At 67.7% G+C, this 25,444-nt stretch carries 30 protein-coding genes and 1 riboswitch; of the genes, 11 read left to right on the top strand and 19 right to left on the bottom strand.

Features of this window, described 5'->3' with window-relative positions; all coding sequences use genetic code 11:
• Nucleotides 1-46 precede the first annotated feature (46 nt).
• From AC07M8_RS06210 to AC07M8_RS06220, 3 genes are all read right to left on the bottom strand, one after another.
• Nucleotides 47-568, bottom strand: a complete 522-nt coding sequence (locus AC07M8_RS06210; protein WP_495173503.1) for a YciE/YciF ferroxidase family protein — start codon at nucleotides 566-568, stop codon at nucleotides 47-49.
• Nucleotides 569-690: 122 nt separating this feature from the next.
• The gene (locus AC07M8_RS06215; RefSeq protein ID WP_495173504.1) at nucleotides 691-1,122 is read right to left on the bottom strand and encodes a hypothetical protein; all 432 of its coding nucleotides are present in this window, start codon (nucleotides 1,120-1,122) and stop codon (nucleotides 691-693) included.
• The gene (locus tag AC07M8_RS06220) at nucleotides 1,119-1,388 is read right to left on the bottom strand and encodes an ATP-dependent DNA ligase (RefSeq protein ID WP_495173505.1); all 270 of its coding nucleotides are present in this window, start codon (nucleotides 1,386-1,388) and stop codon (nucleotides 1,119-1,121) included. Before AC07M8_RS06220 ends, AC07M8_RS06215 begins: the two co-directional genes overlap by 4 nt.
• Before the next feature lie 297 nt (nucleotides 1,389-1,685).
• Between AC07M8_RS06220 and AC07M8_RS06225 the strand changes: the two genes are divergently transcribed.
• The 3 genes from AC07M8_RS06225 (at nucleotide 1,686) to AC07M8_RS06235 (ending at nucleotide 4,009) form a co-directional block, all read left to right on the top strand.
• Entirely contained in the window at nucleotides 1,686-3,137 is a 1,452-nt protein-coding gene (locus AC07M8_RS06225) for a S41 family peptidase (protein ID WP_495173506.1), read from the top strand.
• 72 nt (nucleotides 3,138-3,209) lie between these two features.
• Nucleotides 3,210-3,509, top strand: coding sequence for an alkylphosphonate utilization protein (locus AC07M8_RS06230; protein ID WP_495173507.1), 300 nt, complete (start codon nucleotides 3,210-3,212; stop codon nucleotides 3,507-3,509).
• Nucleotides 3,510-3,577: 68 nt separating this feature from the next.
• Nucleotides 3,578-4,009, top strand: coding sequence for a pyridoxamine 5'-phosphate oxidase family protein (locus AC07M8_RS06235; RefSeq protein ID WP_495173508.1), 432 nt, complete (start codon nucleotides 3,578-3,580; stop codon nucleotides 4,007-4,009).
• Between the two features lie 23 nt (nucleotides 4,010-4,032).
• Here the strand turns inward: AC07M8_RS06235 and AC07M8_RS06240 are convergent, their stop codons facing one another.
• The 9 genes from AC07M8_RS06240 to AC07M8_RS06280 form a co-directional block, all read right to left on the bottom strand.
• On the bottom strand, nucleotides 4,033-4,536 hold the full coding sequence (locus AC07M8_RS06240; protein WP_495173509.1) for a DUF3833 family protein: 504 nt from the start codon (nucleotides 4,534-4,536) through the stop codon (nucleotides 4,033-4,035).
• A gap of 108 nt (nucleotides 4,537-4,644) precedes the next feature.
• The gene (locus tag AC07M8_RS06245) at nucleotides 4,645-5,055 is read right to left on the bottom strand and encodes a hypothetical protein (protein WP_495173510.1); all 411 of its coding nucleotides are present in this window, start codon (nucleotides 5,053-5,055) and stop codon (nucleotides 4,645-4,647) included.
• A 112-nt stretch (nucleotides 5,056-5,167) separates the two neighbouring features.
• Nucleotides 5,168-5,506, bottom strand: coding sequence for a DMT family protein (locus AC07M8_RS06250; RefSeq protein WP_267414248.1), 339 nt, complete (start codon nucleotides 5,504-5,506; stop codon nucleotides 5,168-5,170).
• Nucleotides 5,507-5,752: 246 nt separating this feature from the next.
• Nucleotides 5,753-6,232 (bottom strand): GNAT family N-acetyltransferase, encoded by a 480-nt coding sequence (locus AC07M8_RS06255; RefSeq protein ID WP_495173511.1) that lies wholly within the window; start codon nucleotides 6,230-6,232, stop codon nucleotides 5,753-5,755.
• Between the two features lie 70 nt (nucleotides 6,233-6,302).
• Nucleotides 6,303-8,147, bottom strand: a complete 1,845-nt coding sequence (thiC, locus tag AC07M8_RS06260; protein WP_495173512.1) for a phosphomethylpyrimidine synthase ThiC — start codon at nucleotides 8,145-8,147, stop codon at nucleotides 6,303-6,305.
• A gap of 71 nt (nucleotides 8,148-8,218) precedes the next feature.
• A riboswitch (TPP riboswitch) is annotated at nucleotides 8,219-8,308 on the bottom strand.
• A 96-nt stretch (nucleotides 8,309-8,404) separates the two neighbouring features.
• Nucleotides 8,405-9,391 carry a ferritin-like domain-containing protein gene (locus tag AC07M8_RS06265; RefSeq protein ID WP_495173513.1) on the bottom strand — a complete coding sequence of 329 codons (987 nt, stop codon included), beginning with the start codon at nucleotides 9,389-9,391 and terminating at the stop codon, nucleotides 8,405-8,407.
• A 62-nt stretch (nucleotides 9,392-9,453) separates the two neighbouring features.
• Complete coding sequence (locus AC07M8_RS06270) at nucleotides 9,454-10,455, bottom strand: ferritin-like domain-containing protein (RefSeq protein WP_495173514.1); 1,002 nt, start codon at nucleotides 10,453-10,455, stop codon at nucleotides 9,454-9,456.
• 205 nt (nucleotides 10,456-10,660) lie between these two features.
• A complete protein-coding gene (locus AC07M8_RS06275) occupies nucleotides 10,661-11,665 on the bottom strand; it encodes a ferritin-like domain-containing protein (RefSeq protein ID WP_495173515.1) in 1,005 nt (334 codons plus the stop codon).
• A gap of 35 nt (nucleotides 11,666-11,700) precedes the next feature.
• Entirely contained in the window at nucleotides 11,701-12,690 is a 990-nt protein-coding gene (locus AC07M8_RS06280; RefSeq protein ID WP_495173516.1) for a ferritin-like domain-containing protein, read from the bottom strand.
• 185 nt (nucleotides 12,691-12,875) lie between these two features.
• On the opposite strand from AC07M8_RS06280, the gene AC07M8_RS06285 reads away from it, so the two are divergent.
• A complete protein-coding gene (locus tag AC07M8_RS06285) occupies nucleotides 12,876-13,478 on the top strand; it encodes a sigma-70 family RNA polymerase sigma factor (protein WP_495173517.1) in 603 nt (200 codons plus the stop codon).
• Nucleotides 13,471-14,223: an anti-sigma factor gene (locus AC07M8_RS06290; protein ID WP_495173518.1), complete on the top strand. Its 753-nt coding sequence runs from the start codon at nucleotides 13,471-13,473 to the stop codon at nucleotides 14,221-14,223. Before AC07M8_RS06285 ends, AC07M8_RS06290 begins: the two co-directional genes overlap by 8 nt.
• 141 nt (nucleotides 14,224-14,364) lie before the next feature.
• Here the strand turns inward: AC07M8_RS06290 and AC07M8_RS06295 are convergent, their stop codons facing one another.
• The 6 genes from AC07M8_RS06295 to AC07M8_RS06320 form a co-directional block, all read right to left on the bottom strand.
• Nucleotides 14,365-15,231 (bottom strand): MipA/OmpV family protein, encoded by an 867-nt coding sequence (locus AC07M8_RS06295; RefSeq protein ID WP_495173519.1) that lies wholly within the window; start codon nucleotides 15,229-15,231, stop codon nucleotides 14,365-14,367.
• A 68-nt stretch (nucleotides 15,232-15,299) separates the two neighbouring features.
• Complete coding sequence (locus AC07M8_RS06300) at nucleotides 15,300-15,686, bottom strand: DUF2141 domain-containing protein (protein WP_495173779.1); 387 nt, start codon at nucleotides 15,684-15,686, stop codon at nucleotides 15,300-15,302.
• On the bottom strand, nucleotides 15,655-16,461 hold the full coding sequence (locus tag AC07M8_RS06305) for a sterol desaturase family protein (protein ID WP_495173520.1): 807 nt from the start codon (nucleotides 16,459-16,461) through the stop codon (nucleotides 15,655-15,657). The genes AC07M8_RS06300 and AC07M8_RS06305 overlap by 32 nt, the downstream gene beginning before the upstream one ends.
• 61 nt (nucleotides 16,462-16,522) lie before the next feature.
• Entirely contained in the window at nucleotides 16,523-16,696 is a 174-nt protein-coding gene (locus AC07M8_RS06310; protein ID WP_495173521.1) for a hypothetical protein, read from the bottom strand.
• A 129-nt stretch (nucleotides 16,697-16,825) separates the two neighbouring features.
• A complete protein-coding gene (locus AC07M8_RS06315; RefSeq protein ID WP_495173522.1) occupies nucleotides 16,826-19,057 on the bottom strand; it encodes a TonB-dependent siderophore receptor in 2,232 nt (743 codons plus the stop codon).
• Between the two features lie 82 nt (nucleotides 19,058-19,139).
• Nucleotides 19,140-19,679 carry a GNAT family N-acetyltransferase gene (locus AC07M8_RS06320; RefSeq protein WP_495173523.1) on the bottom strand — a complete coding sequence of 180 codons (540 nt, stop codon included), beginning with the start codon at nucleotides 19,677-19,679 and terminating at the stop codon, nucleotides 19,140-19,142.
• A 208-nt stretch (nucleotides 19,680-19,887) separates the two neighbouring features.
• On the opposite strand from AC07M8_RS06320, the gene crtY reads away from it, so the two are divergent.
• The 6 genes from crtY (at nucleotide 19,888) to AC07M8_RS06350 (ending at nucleotide 25,054) form a co-directional block, all read left to right on the top strand.
• On the top strand, nucleotides 19,888-21,063 hold the full coding sequence (gene crtY, locus AC07M8_RS06325; protein WP_495173524.1) for a lycopene beta-cyclase CrtY: 1,176 nt from the start codon (nucleotides 19,888-19,890) through the stop codon (nucleotides 21,061-21,063).
• Nucleotides 21,064-21,073: 10 nt separating this feature from the next.
• The gene (locus tag AC07M8_RS06330) at nucleotides 21,074-22,549 is read left to right on the top strand and encodes a phytoene desaturase (protein WP_495173525.1); all 1,476 of its coding nucleotides are present in this window, start codon (nucleotides 21,074-21,076) and stop codon (nucleotides 22,547-22,549) included.
• A 17-nt stretch (nucleotides 22,550-22,566) separates the two neighbouring features.
• Entirely contained in the window at nucleotides 22,567-23,133 is a 567-nt protein-coding gene (locus tag AC07M8_RS06335; RefSeq protein ID WP_495173526.1) for a septal ring lytic transglycosylase RlpA family protein, read from the top strand.
• Between the two features lie 33 nt (nucleotides 23,134-23,166).
• Nucleotides 23,167-23,460, top strand: coding sequence for a hypothetical protein (locus tag AC07M8_RS06340; protein WP_495173527.1), 294 nt, complete (start codon nucleotides 23,167-23,169; stop codon nucleotides 23,458-23,460).
• A 71-nt stretch (nucleotides 23,461-23,531) separates the two neighbouring features.
• Nucleotides 23,532-24,113 carry an LOG family protein gene (locus tag AC07M8_RS06345; protein ID WP_495173528.1) on the top strand — a complete coding sequence of 194 codons (582 nt, stop codon included), beginning with the start codon at nucleotides 23,532-23,534 and terminating at the stop codon, nucleotides 24,111-24,113.
• Entirely contained in the window at nucleotides 24,110-25,054 is a 945-nt protein-coding gene (locus AC07M8_RS06350) for a phytoene/squalene synthase family protein (protein ID WP_495173529.1), read from the top strand. Before AC07M8_RS06345 ends, AC07M8_RS06350 begins: the two co-directional genes overlap by 4 nt.
• Nucleotides 25,055-25,135: 81 nt before the next feature.
• Here the strand turns inward: AC07M8_RS06350 and AC07M8_RS06355 are convergent, their stop codons facing one another.
• Nucleotides 25,136-25,366: a hypothetical protein gene (locus AC07M8_RS06355; protein WP_267414270.1), complete on the bottom strand. Its 231-nt coding sequence runs from the start codon at nucleotides 25,364-25,366 to the stop codon at nucleotides 25,136-25,138.
• Between the last annotated feature and the right edge of the window lie 78 nt (nucleotides 25,367-25,444).

Raw genomic sequence — 25,444 nt, forward strand, 5'->3', positions numbered from 1 at the left:
GAGCCCGGCGTCATCCCGGCCGGTCCCGGGATGACGCCGCTTACGATCAGGCCGCGGTCTCGGCCAGTTCGGCCTTGGCGTTGACCTTGCCCGTTGCCATCGTCGTCAGCTTGTCGTCGGTGGCATATTCCTCGTCCAGCGTCTGCTTGAACAGCGCGGCCTGCTCGGTCTTGCCGAGCTGGTTGGACCAGGCGATCAGCGTGCCGTAGCGGGTGATCTCATAATGCTCCACCGCCTGGGCGGCGGCGATCAGCGCAGCGTCGAGCACCGCCTTGTCGGAGATCTCGCCGGCGACTTCATTGGCTTCCTTGATGATCCCGTCGATCGCCGGGCAGGTCGCGCCCTTGGGCTCGAGCCCCTCGAGCCGGAACACCTGCTCCAGCCGCGTGATCTGCCCCTGGGTCTCGCGCAAATGGGTTTCGAAGCCCTGGCGTAGCTGCGGATCGGTGGCCTTCTCGATCATCTTCGGCAGCGCCTTGGTGATCTGCTGCTCGGCATAATAGATGTCTTCGAGCTGATGCTTGAAGAGATCCTGGAAGGTCTCGATGTCCTTGCTGAACAAGCCCATGGCGAATCTCCGGAAATGTGAGGGGGTACGCCACGCCGCGAGGAAAGGGGGGAAACCCGCGGTGTGGCGTCTGTCTTCAACGAGCAGACCCGTGGCCGGTTGCGTGAGAGTAAGGCTTTTGTTTAATTTTCGGTTACGTCGGCGATCGCCGCCGCAACGATAGATGGCCGCGCTTCCTCGCCGAGCTGATCCATCGTGCATTGCGCGGCCACCTTGTCCGGCCGCCAGCGCAGGAAGGCGGTGCCATGGCGGAAGCGTCGGTCGGTCACATGGTCATAGCGCACCTCCGCGACCAGCGTCGGGCGCAGTGGCTGCCAGGCGGTCGATCGCTCGGTCTGCCAGCGGCTCGGGCCACCGGGCGCGTCGCCGGTGAAGCCGACATGGTGCAGCAGCCCCGCATCGTCATAGAGACCGAGCAATAGCGATCTCACCCCGCGCTTGGCGCTGGCATAGCGGAAGCCACCCACCACGCCATCGGCGGTGCGCAGCCGCTTGACCTTGATCATCGCCCGCTCGCCCGGCCGGTGGGGATCATCGCGGCGCTTGGCGATCACGCCGTCAAGCGCCGTGCAGCGATCGACGTGCCGCGATCCTCGAGCAGGTCGAACAGCATCAGCCGCGCCGGCGTTGCCGCCGCCAGCCGGGGGATGCGGCTTGCCGCCGGGTGCAACCGCATCTGCAGCGCGCCGAACGACAGGGTCGGGCCGACCGGGATCAGCAACTCGCCGTCGAGTATGGCATCACGCAGGTCGCCGAGCGCGGCGACCACTTCGGGAAAGTAACGGCCGAGCGGCTTGCCGGCCTTCGACTGGAGCGACACGCTACCCGCGCGGATCGCCGCGATGCACCGGAAACCATCCCATTTGGGCTCCTAGTGCCAGCTTTCGCTAACCGGCAGCGCCTCAGCCGGCTCCGCCTCCATCGGCACCTCAAGCACCTAAATCGCCATATTAAACAGATGGTTGAACTGGGATCACGACGGCATGTCGGGTTCAATGCGGCGGCCGCGATCCTGCTCCACTGCTCCATGCGACGAACCGTTGATCGTGGCATCGACGGGTGGCTTGCCTGTCGGGCTCGGCAACGGCAGTGTGGTGGCCGGGGAGAGAAAAAAATCATGAAATTCCGGCGGTTCGGGGCGGTATTGGCGTTGACGGCGATGCTGTCGGGGTGTGGCGGCGGTGGTGCCGGCGATACGATGGCGAGCACGCCAACCGGCGGTGGCGGCAATGCCCTGCCGTCGCAGCCGGTGGCGGCGGGGTGCAGCCTGCGCGAGCGCCAGGATTGGGCCGCGGCGCAGCTCAAGGAATGGTATCTGTTCCCGGAGACGCTGCCGACCAGCCTCGATCCGAGCCCCTATGCGGATGTCGGCGGCTATGTCGACGCGCTTACCGCGACGGCGCGCGGCCAGGGCAAGGACCGGTTCTTCACCTATCTGACCTCGATCGCCGAGGAGAATGCCTATTATGATTCCGGCTCCAGCGCCGGTTTCGGTATTCGCCTTGGTGTCGACTCTACCCAGTCGCGCTTGTTCGTCATTGAGTCGTTCGAAGGCGCCCCCGCGTTGGCAGCGGGGATCGATCGGGGTGCCGAGATCCTGGCGATCGGCACCAGTGCCAGCGATCTCAAGACGGTAAGCAGCATCGTCGCGGCAAGCGGCACCGCCGGGCTGACGACGGCGCTCGGCCCCGACGCCACGGGCACCAGCCGGGTGCTGCGGATCAGCGACGCGGCAGGCACCCGCAACGTCACTCTTGCCAAAACCGATTTCTCGCTCGCCCCGGTGTCGAGCCGATACGGCGCGCAAGTCATCAACGATGGCGGCCAGCAATATGGCTACGTCAATCTGCGCACCTTCATCAGCACCGCCGATCCGGCGCTGCGCGCCGCCTTCGCGCGGTTCAAGGCCGCCGGAATCACCAACGTCATCGTCGATTTCCGCTACAATGGCGGCGGGCTGATCTCGATCGCGCAGCTGATGGGCGATCTGATGGGTGCCAATCGCTCGACGAGCGAGGTGTTCGATTACATGACCTTCCGGCCCGAAAAGGCGGCGGAGAACGAAACCCGTACCTTCCAGCCGCAAGCGGAGTCGATCGCGCCCACCAGGGTTGCCTTCATCGGCACCGCCGGCACCGCCTCGGCCAGCGAGCTCGTGATCGCCGCGGCGATCCCCTATCTCCACGCCAATGCGGCGCTGATCGGCACCAACACCTATGGCAAGCCGGTCGGCCAGATCGCGCTCGACAAGGCCTCGTGCGACGATCGGCTGCGGGTCATCGCCTTCTCGCTTCAGAACGCCAACCGCCAAGGCGCCTATTACACCGGGCTTGCCAATACCGTGGAGGCGAGCTGCCAGGCCGCCGACGACATTGGCTATCCGCTCGGTGACCCGCGCGAGGCCTCGACCCGCTCGGCGCTCGACTTCCTCGAGGGCAAGAGCTGCACCCGGATCACCGCCAGCACCGATGCCACCACCGCGTCGCTGCGCAGCGGCGCGGGCCGTCGCGACCTGCTGATGCCGATGGCGGCGAGCACCGCGCAGCGCGAGGTGCCCGGGCTGTTCTGAGTTGGTGTCGCCGGCGCGGTGGTGGACGGCGCCGGCCCGCCCTGCTCTACGCCGCCGCGAAGGAGCCAGGCGGTGAGCGACGACGATTACATCTATGACGAGGCCAGCGGCGAATGGATCAACGCCGCCGATGCGCCCGCTGCCGCCGCAGCCGAAGGGCTGGAGGTGCGCGACTCCGTCGGCAATCTGCTCGCCGACGGCGACCAGGTCACGCTGATCAAGGACCTCAAGGTGAAGGGGGCCAACCAGACGCTCAAGCGCGGCACGCTGATTAAAGCGGTCCGGCTGACGAGCGATGCGCAGGAGATCGACTGCCGGTTCGACGGGATCAAGGGGCTGGTGCTGCGCGCCGAGTTCGTGCGCAAGCGCTGATCGCGGACGCGGCGGGAGCCTCCGGGCGGCAACGGGCGTTGAGCGCGGATAACGAGAGGAACCGCACCATGGTCAAGACCCTGTCCGATCTCGCCGAGGCGATGCGCGACATCGATTTCGCGATGCTCAACACCCGCACCACCGGCGGCGCGATCGGCGCCCGGCCGATGAGCAACAACCGCGATGTTGCCTTCGATGGCGACAGCTGGTTCTTCTCCGATGAAACCACCCGGATGGTATCCGACATCGAGGCCGATCCCCAAGTCGGGCTGAGCTTCCAGGGCAAGGCCGGAATGCTGGGCTTGCGCCCCTTCTTTGTCGCGATCGAAGGCCGCGCCGAACTGATCCGCGACCGCGCGCAGTTCGAGGCGCATTGGACCGAGGATCTAAAACGCTGGTGGCCCGACGGCGCCGCGACGCCGGGGCTGGTGCTGATCCGCGTCCACGCCGAGCGCGCGCATTATTGGGATGGCGAGGATGAGGGCGAGGTGAGCCTCTGACCGCGCCTGCCGCAACCGGCGGTCTAGTCGGTCTTGCGGATGGTCTCGTCGAGCGAGCCGAAGGTGATGCCGAAGCGGCGCACCCGCAACTCGTTGCGTAGCGAGCGGCCGCCCGGGTTGAGCGTCAGCCATTGCTCGACCGGGTAGCCGTGCTTTTCCTTGAAGGTGAGGTGGACGCGACCGCCGACTGTTTCGCCGCTGATCGGCGTGCTCGCGCCGGTCAGCGTGCCGGTGTAGCGGCCATTGCCGGTGGCGCGCAGCCGCCAGACGCGGTGTCGCACCGACTTGCCGGTCTGCTCGATGTCCTGTTCGAGCACCAGGCTGCCGTCGGGTTCCACCCGGCCACGGCCATGGACCCGCACCTGCTTGTCGGCGCGGAAGGCGACCGATAGCTCGCCATCGCTCTCCGTGGTGCCGGTGAAGAAGTGGATCAGATCGAGCGTGGGCGTCTCCGCTGCCGCGGGTGGGGTAGCGGCCGGCGCAGGCGCGGCTGCGAGCAGGAGCGGTGCCATAAGGATCAATGCCATATTCACCGCAACGCCAGGCCGCGGCGCGGAATGCGTGGCGGACAAGCGGGCCCGTAGCACTACCGTTGGTCGATGGCGACGGCGTTGCGCGTCTGGTCACCCGGCAGGCTACCAGATTTTGATCGTTGGTTCGATGCTGCCGGGCTTGCCGTGGCTGGTGGCGTGATAATGGAGCGCGGTGGGGACGACACTGGCGCCGCGATAATCGGGCTCGACGGACATGTGATCGATCAGCCCTTCTTTGGTGAAGCGGCGTAGCGTGCTGATCACCTTGGTCATGGTATAGCGGATGGCAGGGGGCACATAGACGATGTTCACTGCCTCGTCGGGGCCACCCAGCTCGACCGGGAAGACGAACACCGGCACCAGCGCCCCGGTCTTGGCGAGCCGCTTGGCGGCGGCCACCGACGTCACCGCCGAGAAATCCGGCTTGTCGCCTGGAACCGCGACGGCGCTGGAGGTACTGACGGAGGCCGCGACCACGGCAGCAGCACCGTAGAGCATCAGGCGAACGATCATCGGCTCCCCCCGGATCGGTGATGGCTGGCAGCGACCAGCGCCGCCGTCATCCTGCTCCCGACCGGCGCGATATGTCCATCATGACGGTCCGGAATGGAGCCATCTCTCCCGGTCAGCCGCGGCCAACGAAGAGGAACGCCACCGCCCCGACGAGGCAGGCAAAGGCGGCGGCGTGGCGCCAGGTCAGCGGCTCGCCGAGCACCGCGACCATGAACACGCCGAAGATCAGCAGCGCGATCACTTCCTGCGTCACCTTGAGCTGCGCCGCGCTCCAGCCGGCGGTGTAGCCGAGGCGGTTGGCAGGCACCGCCAGGCAATATTCGAACAAGGCGATGCCCCAGCTGATCGCGATCACCAGCGGCAGCGGCTTCGCCATCCCGCCCTTGAGGTGCCAGTACCAAGCGGTGGTCATGAACAGGTTGGACAAGGTGAGCAGCAGGATCGTTGGCATGGCGCCAGTGTAGCGGCCGCGGCGTGGACGGACAGCAGTGACGCAGAAGACAAGTTGAGGAAGTTGAGAGACAGGACGGCAACGATCGCGGGCGAGCGTTTCCCGTGCTGCATTGATCGCGCAAGCCGCGCTGCCAAGATGCAGGATCGGTCATGCGCGCCAGCGTGACGCGGCACGACAGTGTAGGACAGCGTCAGTGGCCGCGTGTTGGATGCTTTGCCGGCCGCCGTGGCGCCGGCGCTTCCATCAGCCGTTCAGCGGATAGCGCATCGCAACGTCGCAGCGCGCATAGGTGGCGCCGTAGGCGGCCATGATCGCGGCATCGTGGACGAAGCCCGCTTTCTCATACAGGTGGATCGCCGCCTGGCATTTGCTGCTGGTGAGCAGGAACAGCGTCTCGATGCCGGGCATGGCGCGGGCCCGCTCGATCAGCGCCGACAGCAGCGCCTCGCCCACTTTCGCGCCGCGTGCTTCGGCGCGGACCCCCATCTTGGTGAGCTCGACCACGCCCGGCGCGAGCGGCATCAGCGCACCGGTGCCGACCACGCCGTGCTCAGGCACCGCGGCGAACAGGATCACGCCCCCCTCGTCGACGATCGCCTCGCGCGGATGGGCGAGGACATGCTCGTCATGCGGCTCGAGCACGAACATGTCGGCGATCCACGCGGCGTTGATCGCGCGGAAGGCGGGGGCGAGATCGTCGGAATAGGGGAGGATGATCGGCATCAGCCCGGTCTAGCGAGCGGCGGCCGTCGCGGAAAGCCGCCGGCGTTGGCCCCGGTCCACGGCAGATGCCTCATGCCGCCGGCAGATACACCTCGCCGCCCTGCTCGCGAAACCGTTCGCTCATTCCCGCCATGCCGGCCTCGGCCTCCTCGGCCGCGACGAACGTCTCCACCGGCGCATTCTGCTTCGCCGCGAATTCCCTCACCTCCTGGGTGATCTTCATCGAGCAGAACTTCGGCCCGCACATCGAGCAGAAATGCGCGGTCTTGGCGCCTTCGGCCGGCAGCGTCTGGTCGTGATACTGCTCGGCGGTGTCGGGATCGAGGCTGAGGTTGAACTGGTCGCGCCAGCGGAAATCGAATCGCGCGCGGCTGAGGGCGTCGTCGCGCAGCTTGGCCGCTGGATGACCCTTGGCGAGATCGGCGGCGTGGGCCGCGAGCTTGTAGGTGACGACGCCGACCTTGACGTCGTCGCGGTCGGGCAGCCCGAGATGCTCCTTGGGGGTGACGTAACAGAGCATCGCAGTGCCGTACCAGCCGATCATCGCCGCGCCGATGCCGCTGGTGATATGGTCGTAGCCCGGTGCGATGTCGGTGGTGAGCGGCCCGAGCGTGTAGAAGGGCGCCTCGCCGCAAACCGCGAGCTGCTTGGTCATGTTCTCCTTGATCTTGTGCATCGGCACATGGCCGGGGCCTTCGATCATCACCTGGACGTCGCTCGCCCACGCACGGTGGGTAAGCTCGCCGAGCGTGTAGAGCTCGCTGAACTGCGCCTCGTCATTGGCGTCGGCGATCGAGCCAGGGCGCAGGCCGTCGCCGAGGCTGTAGGCAATGTCATAGGCCTTCATGATCTCGGTGATCTCGTCGAACCGCTCGTAGAGGAAGCTCTCGCGGTGATGCGCCAGGCACCATTTCGCCATGATCGAGCCACCGCGGCTGACGATGCCGGTGACGCGCTTCGCTGTCATCGGAATGTAGGGGAGGCGGACGCCGGCATGGATGGTGAAATAGTCGACGCCCTGCTCGGCCTGCTCGATCAGCGTGTCGCGGAAGATCTCCCAGGTCAGCTCCTCGGCGATGCCGCCGACCTTTTCGAGCGCCTGGTAGATCGGCACGGTGCCGATCGGCACGGGGCTGTTGCGGATGATCCATTCGCGCGTGTCGTGGATGTTGCGGCCGGTGCTAAGGTCCATCACCGTGTCAGCGCCCCAGCGGATCGACCAGACCAATTTGTCGACCTCGGCGGCGACGTTGCTCGCGACCGCGGAGTTGCCGATGTTGGCGTTGATCTTGACCAGGAAGTTGCGGCCGATCGCCATCGGCTCGGATTCGGGGTGGTTGATGTTGCTGGGGATGATCGCGCGGCCGCGGGCGACCTCGTCGCGGACGAACTCGGGGGTGACGTAATCGGGGATGGCGGCGCCGAAGCTCTCGCCGTCGCGTGCATGGTCGCGCAGCCGCTCGCGGCCGAGGTTTTCGCGGGTGGCGACATATTCCATCTCGGGGGTGATGATGCCGCGGCGGGCATAGTGCATCTGACTGACGTTGCCGCCGGCGCGAGCGCGCAGCGGACGCTTCACCGGGTTCGGAAATTGCGGCACCCCGCCCGAGCGATCGGGGCCGAACTGACCATTGTCTTCCGGCCGGATCTCGCGCGCATGATAGGGCACGACATCGCCCCGCGCCTCGATCCACGCGCGGCGACGCTGCGGCAGGCCGGCCATGATGTCGATGCGCGCATCGGGATCGGTATAGGGCCCCGAGGGGTCGTAGACCCGCAACGGCGGCTCGCCGGACGAGGGATCGAGGTGAACCTCGCGCATCGCCACGCCAAGCGGACCGACGTGAATCTTCTTCGAGCCGCGGATCGGGCCGGTGGTGATGCCGATCTCGGTCGGTGCAGCAATGTCAGGCATGTCGGCAAATCTCCAAGCGCCGTAAGCCGGGCTTGGGTCCTCGCCTGTCCGTTGGACTGGCTGCGGTCTCGCCCTCCCTACGCCGGTATCAACCGGATCAGGTTCAGCGGGTCGGGGGCTCGTGCCCCCCTCTCAAGCGCCGTGGCAGCGCTCCCCCGGGGAAGGGCGCCAACATAAGCGCGACGAGCACGGCGGGGCAACGAAAAAGGGCCGCACCATCGCTGGCGCGGCCCCGGTCGTCTTGGCAGGCAGGCGCCTCAGCCGCTGGCGGCCGACGTGCGGACGTTGCCGTTGAGCCCCGAGGGGAAGAACCCGCCCGAGCCGACCGCGGCCTTGTTGAGATAGACGATGTTGAGCACCTGGCCGGTCGAGCGGCTGTAGGCGATGCCGTTGGCGTCGCTGGGGACGATGTTGGCGGTGGTCGCGTCGCCGATTCCCTGATCGATGTCGGTGCTGCCATCCAGGCTGTCGCGCGCGTCGCTGATCTGCTGGGCAATGGTGAGCAGCGACGGCGTCGGCGTCTCGATGCCCTTGCGATACAGCACCGAGCGGATCAGCCCGGCATGATAGCTTTCGGCGGCGAGGATGCCGGCCGCGGCCTCGAGGTAGATCTTGCTGTTGATCAGCGGCGCCGCGCCCTTGTACGCCGAGACCCCGACGTCCTCGAACAGATAGGCGGCGAGCAGGAAGTTCTCGTCGCTGGCATAGGGGTTGAACACGTCGTTGGCGCCGATCGCGCCGGACGCGCGGGCGGCGGCAGTAAAGGCACCGGTGGCGTCGCCGGCGATGTTGATCGCGGGCATTGCGACTGCGGCGCCGCCGAGCGTGGTGCGCAGGAACAGCACGTGCTGCGCCTCGTCGAGCGCGATCTCGCGGGCATATTGCGCGACCAGCGGGTCCGTAAACTTCACCGCGGCACCGCCGGTGGTGGTGCCGAGGGTGCCGGCGCCGGTGGTGTAGGTGGCGGCAAGCCCGGTGCCGAAGGCGGCGAAACTGTAGAATTGCGCCTCCAGATACTCGAGATTGAGCGCAAAATTGAGCGTGTCGATGTCGCTCACGCCGGTGGTGGCAGTGGGTGTCGGCGTCGGCGTGACGGTGTCGTTGCCATCGCCGCCGCAAGCGGCGAGCAGCGACAGGCCGCCGGCCGCGACGGTGGCGCCGCCGGCATAGCGGAGGAAATTGCGGCGTTCAGCGCGGCGCGCCGCGATCGCATCGAGCACCTGGTTGGTCGGACTATCGGTCATCGGGTAAACTCCCCTAACTCTTACGCGTGAAGGGCCTGGACAGGCGGGCTGATGCCCTGCCGTCAGGCCGAGGCGGCGCTCTGCTTGATGGTGCCGTTGACGCCGGCGGGGAAAAACCCGCCCAGGCTCGCGGCGGCGCTGGTCAGATACACGATGTTGAGCACCTGGCCGGGCGTGCGTGAATAGGCGATGCCATTGGCGTCGAGCGGCGAGATGTTGGACACGGCAAGCGTCGTCGTGGTCGCGTCCGCGTTGGTGATGGTCGTCGAGCCGGCGGTGATGCCCTGATCGATATCGGTGCCGCCGTCGAGCTTGTCGCGCGCGTCCGAGATCGCGGTCGCCGAGGTGATCAGCGACGGCGTTGCCAGGCCCTTGGTGTAGAGCGCGGTGCGGATGGTTGCGGCATGATAGGCCTCCACCGCAAGGATGCCGGCGGCCGCCTCGAGATAGGTTTTGTTGGTGATCAGCGGCGAGGCGCCCTTATAGGCGGTGACGCCGACATCCTCGAAGATGAAGGCGGCGAGCAGGAAATTCTCGGGGCTGGCATAAGGATCGAAGGCGACCCCGGCGCCGACCAGGCCGGCCGCACGCGCCGCGGCCGAGAAGGCACCGGTGGCGCTCGCCGAAATATCGATCGCGGGCATGGCGACGGCGGTGCTGCCGATCGTGGAACGCAGGAAGGCGACATGCGCGGCCTCGTCAGCGGCGATCTCGCGCGCGTAGCGGCCGGTGACGGGATCGCTGCTGAAGTCGACGGCGCGACCGCCGGATACCGCGCCCTGGGTGCCGGCGCCGGTGAGCTGCGCGGCGGCCAGTCCGGTGCCGGTGACGGCATAAGCGTAGAATTGCGCCTCGAGATATTCGAGGTTGAGCGCGAAGTTGAGCACGTCGGCGTCGGTATAGGTGACGGTCTGAGCGGCGGCGCGATCGGCCAGCGACAGCGCGGTGGCGCCGGCGGCGGTAACCGCCACGGCGCCGAGCGCCGACTTGAAGAAGTCGCGGCGTTGCTCGCGCCGCTTTACGCGGGCGTCGAGGGCCTCGATCAGATGTACGCTGTCGGTCATTACTCAGGTCTCCCCTGCCGGGCGCGATGAAGCTGGCGCCGGTGCTGCCGTTCCGCATCCACCCCGGCGCGTCAACCCTTTGCACAACGTGTCGCCCTATGTCGCCGCGGATCAACGCCGTTTCGCAGACGCACGACAAAAAACGGCCGCTCTGCCGGGGGGACAGAGCGGCCGCTTGGGGAAGCATCGGCTGGCAGGGCCAGCGTCAGCCGCTGGCGGCGCTGGCCTTGATCGTGCCGTTGACACCAGCGGGGAAGAACCCGCCTGCGGCAAGCGCCGACTTGGACAGATAGACGATGTTGAGCACCTGCCCCGGCGTCCGGCTGAAGGCGATGCCGTTGGCATCGGTCGGCACGAGGTTGGACATGGTGGTGTCGGTTGCCACGATCCCCTGGTCGAGATCGGTGGAGCCATCCAGGCTGTCGCGTGCGTCGCTGATCTGACCTGCGATCGTCCGCAGACTCGGCGTTGCCAACCCCTTAGCGTAGAGCGTCGTGCGGATCAGGCCGGCGTGGTAGGCCTCGGCGGCAAGAATGCCGGCCGCTGCTTCCAGATAGGTCTTGTTGGTGATCAGCGGCGAGGCGCCCTTATAGGCGGTGACGCCGACGTCTTCGAAGATGAAGGCGCCGAGCAGGAAGTTTTCGTCACTGGCATAAGGGTTGAAGGTGCCGGTCGCGGGCACCACGCCCGCCGCACGCGCGGCCGCGGTGAACGCACCATTTGCATCGCCCGAGATGTTGATCGCCGGCATCGCCACCGCCGACGTGCCTAGCGCCGTGCGTAGGAACGAGACGTGGGCCCGCTCGTCGACCGCGATCTCGCGGGCATATTGCGCCACTACCTGGTCGGTGAAGTTTACCTGCGCACCGCCGGTGACGGCGCCGGCCGTGCCGGTGCCGGTGGTGAGCGATGTTTCCAACCCATAACCAAACGCGGCATAGGAATAGAATTGCGCCTCGAGGTATTCGAGGTTTAGCGCGAAGTTGAGAATATCGACGTCGCTGAACGCCGCCGTGGGCGTGGGCGTGGGCGTGGGGGTCGGCGTGGGAGTGACGGTGTCGTCATCATTATCGTCGTCGCACGCGGCGAGCAGCGACAAGGCTCCGACGCCGACGGCGGCACCGCCGGCGAAGCGCAGGAAGCGGCGCCGCTCGTGCCGGCGCTGTTCGATGGCATCGATGATCTCGAGCCGGTTCTGAAGATCGTTCATGGTCTAATCCCCTGAAGCTGAAGGAGGCCTCAGCCTCAGTTCGCTGCGCTCGTTTTGATGGTGCCGTTGACGCCGGCGGGGAAGAAGCCCCCCATGGCGGCGGCCGTGTTGGTCAGATAGACGATGTTGAGCACCTGACCGGTCGAGCGGCTGAAGGCGATGCCATTGGCGTCGAGCGGTGCAATGTTGGAGGTCTGCACGCTGGTGCTCGTCCCGGTCGGGCTGACCGTCGTCGCGGTGACCGGTGAAATCCCCTGATCGATATCGCTGGCGCCATCCAGACTGTCGCGGGCATTGGAGATCGCATCGGCCGAGGTCCGCAGCGTCGGGGTGGCCACGCCTTTGGCGTAGAGCGTCGCGCGGACGATGGCCGAGTGATAGGCCTCGACCGCGAGGATGCCCGCGGCGGCCTCGAGATAGGTCTTGCTGGTGAGCAACGGCGCGGCGCCCTTATAGGCACTGACGCCGACGTCCTCGAAGATGAACGCGCCGAGCAGGAAGTTCTCGTCAGTCGCATAGGGATCGAAGGTCGCCCCCGCGCCGATCAGGCCCGCAGCACGCGCCGCGTTAGAGAAGGCGGTATTAGGGCCAACGCTGACATCGACTGCCGGCATCGCCACGGCCGAGGTGCCGAGCGCCGTGCGCAGAAAGCGGACGTGGGCGACCTCGTCGGCCGCGATCTCACGGGCATATTGCTGTACGACCGGATCGGTGAAGGTCACCTGACGGCCGCCGGACACGGCGCCCTGGGTGCCGGTGCCTGTGAGAAGCGAGGCATCAAGCCCGGTGCCGTTGGCGGCATAAGAATAGAACTGCGCCTCGAGATACTCAAGATTAAGCGCGAAGTTGAGCACGTCGGCGTCGGTGACCGCCTGTGCGGACGCCTTGCTCGACATCGACAGCGCGGTGGCACCCGCGGCGGTCATCGCAACGGCGCCAAGGGCGTTCTTGAAGAAGTCGCGGCGTTCCTCGCGCCGCTGGACGCGGGCATCGAGAGCCTCAATCAGATGTGCGCTTTCCGTCATGTCGGGCAACCTCCCTGAATTGCGATCGCCGACCGGGCTGGCACCGCCAGTCATCATGCGTACGATCGTCAGTGCGGAGATACGCGCGATCAGGCCAAAGGATGCGGACGGCGCGCAACACGCTGAAATAATTATCCTAACGCAAGTATGTTGCGGTGCTCAGAACTTGGCGTTACTTCGCGTGCGTGGGCAGCAGCAATGATGATCAGGTTGCGGCACGATCGCGCCTCACCGACGCCTTGATCCGCGTCGGCGATGAAGATCGCGCCGCCTTCCGCGAGGTATATGCGCTGACCTCCGCGAAGCTTTTTGGCATCTGCCTGCGTATCTGCGCCGACAGACAAGGTGCCGAGGACGTGCTGCACGAAGTATTTCTGATCATCTGGCGACGTGCGGGCGCCTTCGAGCCGGGGCGGGCGAGCCCGATAACCTGGCTGGCGACGATCGCGCGCAACAAGGCAATCGACTGGCGGCGGGCCCAGGGGCACCGCGACATCGCGCCAGTCGACGCGGCGCTGGCCATGCCCGATCCGGCGCCGCTCGCCGACGCGGCGATGGTCGGCGACGAGGAGGTCGCCGACCTCCAGCGCTGCCTGGACGAGATCGAGCAGCGCCAGCGCGACGCGATCCGCAACGCCTTTTTCGGCGGCTTCACCTATGCCGAGCTTGCCGAGCGCCAGGCGGTGCCGATCGGGACCATGAAGAGCTGGGTCCGTCGCGGGCTGATCGCGCTGCGCGCATGCCTCGGCGGAGGGCGCGACCCCGATCCGGTGATGGCGGATGGCTGATCCGATATCCGCCGAGCGCGACCCCCTACCCCCCGAGGTGACCGCCGGCGAGCTGGTGCTCGGGCTGCTCGAGGGCGAGGAGCGGACCGCGGCGCTGCGGCGGCTGGCGCGCGAGCCCGCGTTCGCCCGTGCGGTGGAGGACTGGCGCCGCTGGTTTGGCGCGTGGTTTGCAGAATGGCCGTCGGTGACGCCGCCCGCGGCAGCGCAGGCGCGGCTGGAAGCGGCGCTCGACGCACTGCGCGGCGGCATCCTCGCGGCGACCGGCCAGGACAATGATCGCGGCCTGCGCGGCTGGCGGACATTGGCGATCGCGGCAAGCCTCGCGGCGTGCCTGCTGCTCGCGCTCAGCACCGCATTGTTGCTGCGGCCGGTTCCGCCGGTGCCGCCCGCACCGCGGGCGATCCCGGCACCTGCGCCGTTGCTGGCGGCGATCACCCCGTCGGGCGAGGGCAAGCCGTTGCCCGCCGCTTATGACAGCGCGCGCGGCGAGGTGCTGATCACCGGGCGGATCGCGGTGCCGCGCGGGCGCGATGCCCAGCTGTGGGCGATCGGCGGCGACGGCAAGCCGCAGCCGCTCGGCCTGCTGCCGGGTGGCGGGCCGACCAGGGTCGCGATCGCGGCGACGCGGCGCGCGGTGCTGGTCGCCGGCACCACGCTGGCGATCTCGATCGAGCCGATCGGCGGCTCGCCGACCGGTCAGCCGACCGGTCCGGTGGTGGCGACGGGTGAACTGAGCCGCGGGTAAAGCGCGGCCGGTAAGCCGCCGCAGGTGTTGCGCATCGCGCAGGACGTGAGCCGGCTCGGGTGGTCGCCGGCTGACGTCTCCGGGCGGGCCGGCGCACGGCCCCAGTGGCCGGGGGGAGGGGCGGGTTTCCCCGCCCCCATGTCAGAAGGTGTAGGCGAGGCCGACCGCGCCCATCCACTGGCTGCGATCACCGGCGATGCTCACCGTCGGGCTGTCGCCGAAGTCGTTGAGCATGCGGCGATAGGTGCCGCCGGCGAGGACCTTGAAGCCGTGCAACAGGTCGCCAGTAAGCGAGTAAGTGACGACGCCGCCGACCGAATAGTTCTTCCAGCCGCCATGCGCATTGTACACCGGCAGGCCGCTGGCGAGGCTCTGGGCGGGGGTGATCGAGAAATAGGTGGTGGCATAGCCGTCGCCGGCATGTTCGGCAGACGCGAACAGCCCGACCGCGGCCTTGCGGCTGAGCGGGGTGAGATAGTTGATGCTCGGCTGCCAGATCGCGCTGTCATGCGAATTGCTGACGTCATGGCGATAGCTCAGCGACACCGACAATTTGTCATAGGGGCTGGTGATCACGCCGGTCTTGCCGAGGCCGATATAGCCGCCGAGCTCGATCGCAGTGTCGACCTTGCCGAGCGCGCGGATCCGCGGATCATCGATGCTCTTGAGGCTCTGGCGGTTGAAATTGACCACGCCGATCGGCCCGGCCTGGATGTCCCACGACGGACCTGGCTTGTTGGGGATCAGATCGATGCTGGCGCGGTTGCCGAGCACGCTGAATGCAAAGCCCTTGACCGAGCCGATCGCGGCCGGCGCCGCCGTCCAGCGATAGTCGTTCGAGCCTTCGTAATCAGGCAGATAGACGCCCGCCGCGCCGACCGTGATCGCATCGCCGAAATCCTCGGTGGTGGTGCCCGAGGCGGGCGGCGTGTCGGTCGACTGCGCCAGCGCGGGGGTGGCGACGGTGGCGGCGGCTAGCGCCAGAGGCAAAAGAATAGAACGCTGCACGGAAAGCTCCCAGAACCTGTTTCGAGCGCGTAACGCTGTCGGCTGGAAATATGTCCGCGTCGGGCGGTCTAGAGGATGTAATGCATCCGGATCTGTTGCCGATCTGCATCACTTGCCACGGCGAAGCGGGCGGCGGCGAACCGCGGCGGGCCGAAGCGGAAGGCGGGATCGCGCGAGAAGCCGAAGCCCTCGCGCGGTATGCCGGCGAAGGTGTCCAGCTTGGCGTTGCCATTCTCGTCATGGATCACCGCGATCGCATAATTGCCGTGCGGCAGGCCGGGAAAGACGATCGCATGGGTGCCGGCAGACACCGAGCGGGTGGCGGCATCGGCATCGTCGACGCAGGCCGGGAAATTATCGGGATCGGCGGTGAGGCAGACGCGGATCAGCCCCTTGGCCGAGCGCAGGTGATCGACCGAGACCTCAAGCCGCGCCGTCGGCGCCGCGCCGAGCAGCAGCGCCGCGGCGGGGATCAGCGCCAGCAGCGCTGCGCGCGGTTGCCTTGGCGTGCGCGCGGGCGAAGTCGCCGAGGCCGCGATCGGTGCCGCATAGCCGGTCCCAGAAGCGGAAATAGAGGCCATAATTGCATCCATATTGTTCGTGATGGCGCTGATGGTGGCTGGCGGTGATCAGCCAGCCGCCCAATCGGCCCTGCCACATGAACCTGGGAAAAACCTCCCAGCCCATGTGGTTAGTCACCCCCATAACCGTCATCACGGTAAGCACGAAGCCCAGTGCGGCGACGTGGATCGGAATCGCGAATACCAGTAGCGGAATTATCACAGCGCCGGTGACCGATTCGATCGGGTGGAACGCCATCGCTGCCCAGGCGGTGGGCGGGCGGCTGGCGTGGTGGACGGCATGCGCACGCGCGAACACCCTGGGTCGATGCATCCAGCGATGGGTCCAGTAGAACCAGCTGTCATGGAGGAAGAGGTAGAGCAGCACCGACACCGGCCAATACCACAGCGGCCAGGCGTGGAGATCGGTATAGACCCGCGTCCAGCCGTGATGCTGCCAGCCCCAGGCGATGATCCCGGCGGGCAGGCCGTAGATGGCGGCGGCAGCGAGGCTCCAGCCGATCTCGCGGCGCATCTGCGAATCGAGCCCGCGATAGAGCCCGGGATGGCGCAGCCGCGTCGCCGCGGCGAACGCGCCCGAGACGATCAGGTAGCGGACCCCGACGATGAGGGTCATCGCCAGTGCCGAAAGGAAGAGCGCGAGCAGCATCGGGTTGCTGTACGCGCTTAACGGCGGGGCGGTAACCCCGCGCGGGATAGTAGGCCGTGGATCAGCCGGGCTGCGTACCGCGGGTGGCGCGATAGCGACGCCAGCGCCAGCGGATCGCGACCGCCAGCAGCAGCACGGGCAGCAGCCCGATCATCGAGGCGAGGTCGAAGCCGAGACGGGCGCCGAACTGCGCCACCGCGGCATATTGGCTGGCCTTGGCAACGACCACGAGCATCACCACCAGGATTGCGCCGGCTATGCCCTGCGCGATCCCGGTTAGACTTGGTCGTCGGTGTGGCATTGCCTCTGTTCCTGTCGGTCGGACCGGTGCCTTAAGGGCGAGCCGACCGACAGCCCCGGACGCTTACCAGCGGAAGCCGATCGTGCCCTGCACGGTGCGGCGGTTGCCGTACCAGCACCATTGGTAGGCCGAATAGCAGCCGGTGACATACTTCTTGTCGAACACATTGGCGACGTTGACCGCAGCGGTGAGGCCATTGGCCTGCGGGAACAGCTTGCCAAGGTCGAGCCGTGCCAGCGCGTCGAACAGCGTGTAGCGCGGGGTGCTGACGCCATCGACGCCGGTGGAGACGTGATCCACGTAGCGCACGCTGCCGCCCACCGCGAAGCCGTTGAACGCGCCGTCGCGTGGTGCCCATTCGAGGTTGCCGGCGACGCCGCCGCGGCCGGCCATCACCAGGCGGCTGCCGTCGGTGTCGCGGACGCTCTGCCGGGTCACCGCCACCTTGGCAAGGAAGCCGTAGGGCAGCGGTGCGTTGGCCTCGAGCTCGAAGCCGCGCGACTTGGCGACGCCGGTCTGGATCGAGTAGTTGGTGTTGGGCAGCGCCTGCAGCAGGTTGGTCTGGTTGATCCGGAACCACGCGCCGGTGATCAGGATCTGGCTGCCCGGCACCTGATATTTGGCACCGACCTCGAGCTGTTTGCCCTCGGACGGATCGGCCTGGCCGGTGGTGCCGTCGCCGCGCAGCACCAGCCCGGCCTGCGGCTCGAACGAGGTGGCGTAGGAGATATAGGGCGCGAGGCCGAACGGCAGCTTGTAGAGCGCGCCGGCGCGATAGGTAAACTTGTCGCTGTCGACCGCATCGCTGCCAAGCGAATGAACGCGCGCCCAATCCTGGCGGCCGCTCAGCGTCACGCGCAGCCCGCCCCAGGCCATCTCGTCCTGCGCGTAGACGCCGCGCTGGCGGTTTTCATATTCGTAGGTCGCGGGCGTGGCGAAGGTGGTCGGGTCGTAACCGAAAGTCGGGGTGTAGCCCGGCACTTCGTAGACGCTGCGCGGCACCGGCATGGTGCCGTAGACCGGGTTGTAGAGGTTGATCGACGTTGCCGAGCCGAATGCGGCGATCTCGTAAGAATGCAGCACCTGGCTGTCGAGGCCGAGCATCAGTCGGTGCTCGATCGGGCCGGTGCGGACGGTGCCGGTGAGCTGATTGTCGAACGTCCAGGCGCGCATATGCTCGTTGGTGACGTAGGAGCCACGATTGAGCATCGTCTCAGTGGCGTCGAGCGACCCCGACGAATAGACCAGGTTCACGTCGGATTCGACGTACTGGTAACGGCCCGACGAGCGGAAGTGCCAGCCACCGCCGAAATCGTGGTTGAGGATATAGGTGCCGGCGGCCTGGTTGCGCTTGAAGCGATTGTCCTCTTCGCCGGCGTCGAAGTGCGTCGAGACCTGGCCGTTAGGATTGGTCTGCAGCGTGCCGTCCAGCGGGAAGCCGCTGTAGGTGCCGTTGTACGGATCGTGCGAGTAATTGCCGAGCAGAGTCAGGCTGGTCGGGCTGTTGAGGCCGAGCGTCACCGCGCCCGACACCGTCTGCCGCTCGCGCTTCCCCCAGGTCTGCTGGGTGTGGGCGCCGTTGACGCTGCCGTAGAGGCGGTAACCGACCTGCTCGCCGATCTTGCCGCCGACATCGGCGTCGACGCGGTATAGATCATAGCTGCCCGCGGTGGCGCTGACCGCGCCGTAGCTCTCCTGATCGAGCGGCAGCTTGCTCGACAGCGCATAGAGCCCGCCCGGGCCGCTGGCGCCATACAGCGCCGACGCCGGGCCCTTGAGCACCTCGAGCCGCGACAGCCGCGACACGTCGACCTGCGGGGCGGCATAGCCGCTCGGGCTGGAGAACAGCCGCAGGCCGTCGAGATACTCGAACGCGGTCAGGCCGCGCAGCGTGGTGAGATCATAGACCTCGGCGCTCGAGCCGCGCAGCTCGGTCGTCACCCCGGGCACGAACCGCAGCACCTGGCTGAGGTTCTGCAGGCCGAGGCGCGCGATCTCTTCCGAATCGACGACGCTGATCGACTGCGGCGTGTCGGCGATCGGGGTGTTGCTCTTGGTGCCCGAGGTCGCCTCGGTGCGCGGGCGTTCGCCGGTGACGACGATGACGCTGTCATCGTCATCGACCGGCGCAGCGGTCTGCATGGGGCGCTGGTCGTCGCTGGGCACCGCATCGGTGACCACGGTCGGGCTGGTGGCCGTGGCCGGGCTCGGCGGGACTTCGCTGGGTCGGGCCATCGCGGGCGCGCTCGAGAGCATGGAGCCGGCTAGCAGCAGGCCGATCGGACGAATGTTCATGAAGATCCCTTTCGCGGTCCGACTAGTGCTATCGCGAGTGACTTGCAATAGTAAGAGTGGACGGCGCGGGCGCGGGATCGATTTAGCCGTGGCCGGCCAGCGGCTTGCGCCGGTAAAAATCGATGCGCTTGCCGTGGTAATCGGCACCGAGCTCACGATGATAGCCCATCCGCTCGGCGACCCGGACCGACGCCGCATTGGCGGGATCGATGATGCAGCCGGTGTCGCCGAGGTCGTGCGCATCGCCCCAGGCGAAGATTGCCGCGAGCGCTTCCTGGGCAAAGCCGCGGCCGTGCGCCCAGCCCGACAGCACCCAGCCGACCTCGGGGATCGCCGGCAACGGCGGCTGGATATCGCGCCGCGCGTCCATGAAGCCGGCATCGCCGACCCAGCGCCCGCTCGCCGTCTCGCGGATCGCCCAATTGCCCCAGCCGAGCGCGTGCCAATGGCCGATGTAGCGCAGCAGCCGCTGCCACACCTCCTCGCGGGTGAAGGCGCGGCCGCCGATGTGGCGGTGCACCACCGGCTCCGCCCACATCGCGAGCAGCTCGTCGAGATCGGTGATGGCGTGCGGGGCTAGCGTGAGCCGCGCGGTGGTGAGCGTGGGGGCGGATGAAGCCATGCCCGGGAATGTAGCCGATTGCCGGGGCGATGCACCTGTCGCGGGCTGCGGCAATCATCGCGGTCGTCGAGCTTGCTTGCACCCGTCACCCCAGCTTGCACTGGGGTGACGGGTAACGGGTGGCGGGAGGTGAGCGACCGGCAGAAACTCCAGCCCAAAACCCGCAATATTGGTTCTCGTCGGCACGCGATTGGGCTAGGCGACGGCGATGGGCACGACGATCCCTTGCGACGTGGCGATCGTCGGCGGCGGCCTTGCCGGCGGGCTGATCGCGCTGGCGTTGCGCGCGCGCCACCCGGCGCTCGACCTGCGGCTGATCGAGGCAGGCGACAGTGTCGGCGGCAACCATCTGTGGTCGTTCTTCGGCAGCGACGTCGATGCGGCCGACCGCTGGATCGTCGCGCCGCTCGTCGAGCATGACTGGCAGGGCTATGACGTCGCCTTCCCGGGCCACGCCCGCACCATCGACGCGAGCTACCATTCGGTGACCAGCGCGCGGCTTGATGCCGCGGTGCGCGCGGCGATGGCGCCGGGCGCGCTGATGCTCGGGCGCAAGGTGCTCGCCGCCTCGGCGACCGCGGTGGTGCTCGCCGACGGCGACCGCATCGAGGCGCGCGGGGTGATCGACGCGAGGGGGCCGGGCAAGCTCTCGTGCCTCGAGCTCGGCTGGCAGAAATTCGTCGGCCGCGAGCTGCTGCTCGCCGAGGACCATGGCGCCACCCGCCCGGTGGTGATGGACGCCACCGTAGCGCAGATCGACGGCTACCGTTTCATGTACGCGCTGCCGTTCGGCCCGCGGCGGATGTTCCTCGAGGACACCTATTACAGCGACACGCCGGCGCTCGACCGGGCGACGATCGGCGCGCGGATCGAGGCCTATGCGGCCGCGCGCGGCTGGCGGGTCGCCGCGGCCGAGCGCGACGAGGCGGGCGTGCTGCCGGTCGCGATCGGCGGCGATTTCGAGGCCTATTGGCGCTCGGGCGGGGCAGGGGTCGCCAAGGCCGGGATGCGCGCCGGGCTGTTCCACCCGACCACCGGCTATTCGCTTCCCGATGCGGTGCGCACCGCGGCGATGCTCGCCGCGCGCACCTCGTTTGCCGGCGCCGACCTCCACGAGGCGACCCATGGCGCCGCGCGCGCCGCCTGGGATGCGCGCGGCTTTTACCGGATGCTCGATGCGATGTTGTTCAAGGCGGCGGAACCGGCGGAACGCTATCGGGTGCTGGAGCGCTTCTACAGGCTCGACGCGCGGCTGATCGGTCGATTCTACGCCGGGCGCTCAACCATGATCGACAAGGCCCGGCTGCTGATCGGCAAGCCGCCGGTGCCGATCGGCCGTGCGGTGCGAGCGCTCGCCGGCCAGCGCGCGGCGAAGCGGGCATGAGGATTTATCGATGAAGAACGCGATCGTTATTGGCGCAGGCTTTGGTGGCCTGGCGCTGGCCATCCGGCTGCAATCGGCGGGTATCGCCACCACGATCGTCGAATCGCGCGATAAACCGGGCGGGCGGGCCTATTATTGGGAGCGCGACGGTTTCACCTTCGATGCCGGGCCGACGGTGATCACCGATCCCGCCTGCCTGCAGGAATTGTGGGGGCTCACCGGCCGCGACATGGCGGACGACGTCACGCTCGAGCCGGTGTCGCCCTTCTACCGACTCAACTGGCCCGACGGCACCAACTTCGATTACAGCAACGACGAGCCGGCGTTGAAGGCGGAGATCGCCAAGCTCAACCCGGCCGATGTCGCCGGCTACGGCAAGTTCCTCGAATATGCCGAAGGCGTCTATCGCGAGGGCTATGAGAAGCTCGGCCATGTCGCGTTCCTCGACTTTGCGTCGATGATCAAGGCGGCGCCGGCGCTCGCCAAATATCAGGCGTGGCGCTCGGTCTATTCGATCGTCTCCAAATATGTCCAGAACGAGAAGCTGCGCGAGGCGCTGAGCTTCCACACCCTGCTGGTCGGCGGCAACCCGATGACGACCAGCGCCATCTACGCGCTGATCCACAAGCTCGAGCGCGACGGCGGCGTATGGTTCGCGCGCGGCGGCACCAACAAACTGATCGCCGGGCTGGTGGCGCAGTTCCAGCGGATCGGCGGCACGCTGCGGCTCGGCGATCCGGTAGTGGAGATCGAGACGTTGGGCGATCGCGCCACCGGCGTGCGCTGCGAAAGCGGCTGGCATGCGCAAGCCGATGCGATCGCGAGCAACGCCGATATCATGCACAGCTATCGCGACCTGCTCAAGAGTTCGCGCAGCTCGCAGCGCAAGAAGACTTCCCTGGAAAAGAAGAAATATTCGCCGTCGCTGTTCCTCGTGCATTTCGGCATCAAGGGCGCGTGGCCGGGTATCCCGCACCACATGATCCTGTTCGGCCCGCGCTATAAGGAGCTGCTCGCCGACATCTACGATCACGGCGTGCTCGCGCAGGATTTCTCGCTCTACCTGCATCATCCGACCGTGACCGACCCGAGCATGGCGCCCGAGGGCTATTCGACCTTCTACGCGCTGGCGCCGGTGCCGCATCTCGGCAAATTCCCGGTCGACTGGAACGAGATCGGGCCGATCCTCGAGCGGCGGATCCTCGACGAGATCGGCCGCCGGCTGATCCCGGACATCCACGAGCGGATCGTCACCAAGTTCAGCTATGCGCCCAACGACTTTGCGGCGGATCTCAACGCCCATCAGGGCAGCGCGTTCAGCCTTGAGCCGATCCTCACCCAGAGCGCCTATTTCCGCGTCCACAACCGCGACGAGGCGATTCCCAACCTCTATTTCGTCGGCGCCGGTACGCACCCGGGGGCGGGGATTCCGGGTGTGGTCGGCAGCGCCAAGGCGACCGCGGCGCTGATGCTCGCGGCGCGGTGATCCCGGTGCGGCGCCTGGTGCCCGGCATCGCCGTGGCGCTGGCGCTGGCCGCGTGCAGCACGACGCCCTATCGGCCGGTCAGCGACTATCCGGTCAAGATCGGCCGGCCCTATACGGTACGCGGGGTGACCTACACGCCCGCCGCGGCGCCCGGTTACGATCAACTCGGCTATGCCGGCTGGTATGGCGATGAATCCGGCAACCGCACCGCCAATGGCGAGCGCTTCCGCGCCAAGGCGATAAGCGGCGCCCACACCACGCTGCCGCTGCCGAGCTATGTCGAGGTGACGTCGCTCGACACCGGGCGGACCATCCTCGTCCGCGTCAACGATCGCGGGCCGTTCGCGCACGACCGCATCATCGATCTGTCGCGCGGCGCGGCGCGCCAACTCGGCATCCGCGCGCAAGGCCATGCCGCGGTGCGCGTCCGCTGCGTCGAGCCGTCCGAGCGCGATCGCGCCCGGCTGCGCGACGGCAAGGCCGCGGCGGCGCGCCCCGATGCCTCGCCTGCCACGCTGGCATCGCTGCGCGACCAGCTGCGCGCACCGGCGCCGGCTATGTCGTCGCCGCTCCCGCAGTGGTAAGGGAGCGGCACGGACCCGAGCAGGAGAGATCGCATGGCGCTGGTGAGACGCACGGCATCGCACGGCCTCAAGGCATGGCGGCCGCTGATGTGGCTGACGATCGCGGGCCTGCTGCTGCTGCCGGCGGTGGCAATGCAGCTCACCAGCGCGGTCGCCTGGGATCGGGCGGACTTCGCCGCAGCAGCGATCCTGCTGATCGGCGGCGGCCTCGCCATCGAGGCGGCATCACGGCTGGTCGACAATCCGCTGTACCGTGCGCTTGCGGCGGTGGGGATCGTCGGCGTGGTCGGGCTGATCTGGGCGGATGCCGCAGTCGGCATCTTCTAGGCGCATTCCAGGCGCAGGGCGCTGCGGGCGGCAGCTTGTCCGCGGCGGCGGGTTCGCCTAGCGCAAACGGCATGAAACGCCTCGCCATCTATTGCGGGTCGGCAACCCCCGCCGACCCTGTCTACATCGACTCCGCCCGCGCAATCGGCCGCACGCTGGCAGCGCGCGGAATCGGCGTCGTCTACGGCGGCGGCCGGCTCGGGCTGATGGGCGCGATCGCCGATTCGGCATTGCAGGCTGGCGGCGAGGTGATCGGCGTGATCCCGCAGGCGCTGGTCGATGCCGAGGTCGCGCACCGCGGCCTTACCGAGCTCCACGTCGTCGCCGGCATGCACCAGCGGAAAGCCACATTCACCGAGCTCGCCGACGGCTTTATCACCATCCCAGGCGGCACCGGCACGATGGACGAACTGTGGGAGGCGCTGTCCTGGGCGCAGCTTGGCTATCACAGCGATCCGGTCGGGCTGCTCAACGTCGCGGGCTATTACGATCACCTGATCGCCTTCTGGGAAAAGAGCGCCGAGGTCGGCTTCCTGCGCCCGCAGCATCGCGACCTGCTGATCGTCGCCGACACGCTCGATACGCTGCTCGATCGCATGGCCGCGCATGTGCCGACCCAGCCGATCGTGCGGATGAAGACGTCCGACCTTTGACCGGCGCGCTGCCTGCGCGGGATGCTATCGTCGCCACGGCGCATGAATCGATCGCGCGGGGATCGAAGAGCTTCGCCGCCGCCAGCCTGCTGTTCGACCGCGTCACCCGCGAGCGGGCGTGGCTGCTCTACGCCTGGTGCCGTGCCTGCGACGACATCGCCGACGGCCAGGATCATGGGCATGGCATGTCGGAAGTGGTCGATGGCGAGCAGCGCATCGCGGCAATGGCGACGCTCACCGAGGCGGCGCTCGATGGCCGGGTGATCGGCGAGCCGGCGTTCGACGCGCTGCGCATCGTCGCTGCCGAAACCCGGCTGCCAAGGGCGTTCGCGCGCGACCTGATCCAGGGCTTCCGCCTCGACGGCGAGGGCTGGCGGCCACGCAGCGAGGACGATCTCTACCGCTATTGCTACCATGTCGCCGGGGTGGTCGGCTGCATGATGGCGGTGATCATGGGGGTGAGCCCCGATGACCAGGCGACGCTCGATCGCGCCTGCGACCTCGGCATGGCGTTCCAGCTCGCCAACATCGCCCGCGACATCGGCGAGGATGCCGCGGCGGGGCGCTGCTATCTGCCCACCGACTGGCTGGCGGAGATAGGGATCGTGCCCGGCGAGCAGATGGCCCCGGCCAACCGGGCCGGGCTGGCGGTGCTCGGCGAGCGGCTCGCGACCAGGGCGGCGGCGTTCGAGGCGAGCGCGCGGGTAGGGGCCAAGGCGCTGTCGTTCCGCTCGGCCTGGGCGGTGCTCGCCGCGGCAGGGATCTATGGCGCGATCGGGCGCAAGGTCGCAGCGCGCGGTGCGCATGCCTGGGACCAGCGGATCGGGACGTCGGGCGCTGAGAAACTGGGCTTTATCGCGAAGGCCTGGCGCAACGCGCGGGGGCGGGCGGGGATCGAAGAAGCGCCGCGGGACCCGGCGTTATGGACGCGTCCTCGTTAACATCACACCGTTTGTGCTGAGCCTGTTGAAACCCAAGGATCTCAACGCCCTTCGACAAGCTCAGCGCGAACGGCGGGGAGTTTACCCCCGCGGCGCCTTGGCGTCTGCCTTGGCCATCTGCGCACCCTGGCTGCGGCAGGCGGCGCCGATCATCGGATAGGGCACGTCGGTGTTCTGGGCGAGCTGCTCGGGCAGGGCGGCACGGCATTGCGCCATGGTCTCGTAGCGCACCGGCACAACGCGTGCCTCGGTGCACTGCACGTTGCCGTCTCCGCAGCCCATGATCGCCATGACGTAAAACAACGGTTGCATGCGCGCCTCCAAGTCAAGGCGTAAAATCGACCGGGGCCGCACAATGTTCCAACGGTGCTGTTACGGTAGCCGCCGTGC

It is taken from the genome of Sphingomonas sp. GW821-FHT09E03 (assembly GCF_059416225.1).

What these genes read in the sequence shown, in the direction of transcription:
- AC07M8_RS06255 (WP_495173511.1), bottom strand. Translation starts at nt 6,232, where the DNA reads ATGCCGATCATCCTCCCCTATTCCGACGATCTCGCCCCCGCCTTCCGC.
- AC07M8_RS06235 (WP_495173508.1), top strand. Translation starts at nt 3,578, where the DNA reads ATGGTCAAGACCCTGTCCGATCTCGCCGAGGCGATGCGCGACATCGAT.
- AC07M8_RS06210 (WP_495173503.1), bottom strand. Translation starts at nt 568, where the DNA reads ATGGGCTTGTTCAGCAAGGACATCGAGACCTTCCAGGATCTCTTCAAG.
- AC07M8_RS06310 (WP_495173521.1), bottom strand. Translation starts at nt 16,696, where the DNA reads ATGCTCGTGGTCGTTGCCAAGGCCAGCCAATATGCCGCGGTGGCGCAG.
- AC07M8_RS06245 (WP_495173510.1), bottom strand. Translation starts at nt 5,055, where the DNA reads ATGATCGTTCGCCTGATGCTCTACGGTGCTGCTGCCGTGGTCGCGGCC.
- AC07M8_RS06315 (WP_495173522.1), bottom strand. Translation starts at nt 19,057, where the DNA reads ATGAACATTCGTCCGATCGGCCTGCTGCTAGCCGGCTCCATGCTCTCG.
- AC07M8_RS06275 (WP_495173515.1), bottom strand. Translation starts at nt 11,665, where the DNA reads ATGAACGATCTTCAGAACCGGCTCGAGATCATCGATGCCATCGAACAG.
- AC07M8_RS06240 (WP_495173509.1), bottom strand. Translation starts at nt 4,536, where the DNA reads ATGGCATTGATCCTTATGGCACCGCTCCTGCTCGCAGCCGCGCCTGCG.
- crtY (WP_495173524.1), top strand. Translation starts at nt 19,888, where the DNA reads ATGGGCACGACGATCCCTTGCGACGTGGCGATCGTCGGCGGCGGCCTT.
- AC07M8_RS06270 (WP_495173514.1), bottom strand. Translation starts at nt 10,455, where the DNA reads ATGACCGACAGCGTACATCTGATCGAGGCCCTCGACGCCCGCGTAAAG.
- AC07M8_RS06280 (WP_495173516.1), bottom strand. Translation starts at nt 12,690, where the DNA reads ATGACGGAAAGCGCACATCTGATTGAGGCTCTCGATGCCCGCGTCCAG.
- AC07M8_RS06340 (WP_495173527.1), top strand. Translation starts at nt 23,167, where the DNA reads ATGGCGCTGGTGAGACGCACGGCATCGCACGGCCTCAAGGCATGGCGG.
- AC07M8_RS06355 (WP_267414270.1), bottom strand. Translation starts at nt 25,366, where the DNA reads ATGCAACCGTTGTTTTACGTCATGGCGATCATGGGCTGCGGAGACGGC.
- AC07M8_RS06290 (WP_495173518.1), top strand. Translation starts at nt 13,471, where the DNA reads ATGGCTGATCCGATATCCGCCGAGCGCGACCCCCTACCCCCCGAGGTG.
- AC07M8_RS06345 (WP_495173528.1), top strand. Translation starts at nt 23,532, where the DNA reads ATGAAACGCCTCGCCATCTATTGCGGGTCGGCAACCCCCGCCGACCCT.
- AC07M8_RS06330 (WP_495173525.1), top strand. Translation starts at nt 21,074, where the DNA reads ATGAAGAACGCGATCGTTATTGGCGCAGGCTTTGGTGGCCTGGCGCTG.
- AC07M8_RS06305 (WP_495173520.1), bottom strand. Translation starts at nt 16,461, where the DNA reads ATGCTGCTCGCGCTCTTCCTTTCGGCACTGGCGATGACCCTCATCGTC.
- AC07M8_RS06265 (WP_495173513.1), bottom strand. Translation starts at nt 9,391, where the DNA reads ATGACCGATAGTCCGACCAACCAGGTGCTCGATGCGATCGCGGCGCGC.
- AC07M8_RS06225 (WP_495173506.1), top strand. Translation starts at nt 1,686, where the DNA reads ATGAAATTCCGGCGGTTCGGGGCGGTATTGGCGTTGACGGCGATGCTG.
- AC07M8_RS06250 (WP_267414248.1), bottom strand. Translation starts at nt 5,506, where the DNA reads ATGCCAACGATCCTGCTGCTCACCTTGTCCAACCTGTTCATGACCACC.
- AC07M8_RS06320 (WP_495173523.1), bottom strand. Translation starts at nt 19,679, where the DNA reads ATGGCTTCATCCGCCCCCACGCTCACCACCGCGCGGCTCACGCTAGCC.
- thiC (WP_495173512.1), bottom strand. Translation starts at nt 8,147, where the DNA reads ATGCCTGACATTGCTGCACCGACCGAGATCGGCATCACCACCGGCCCG.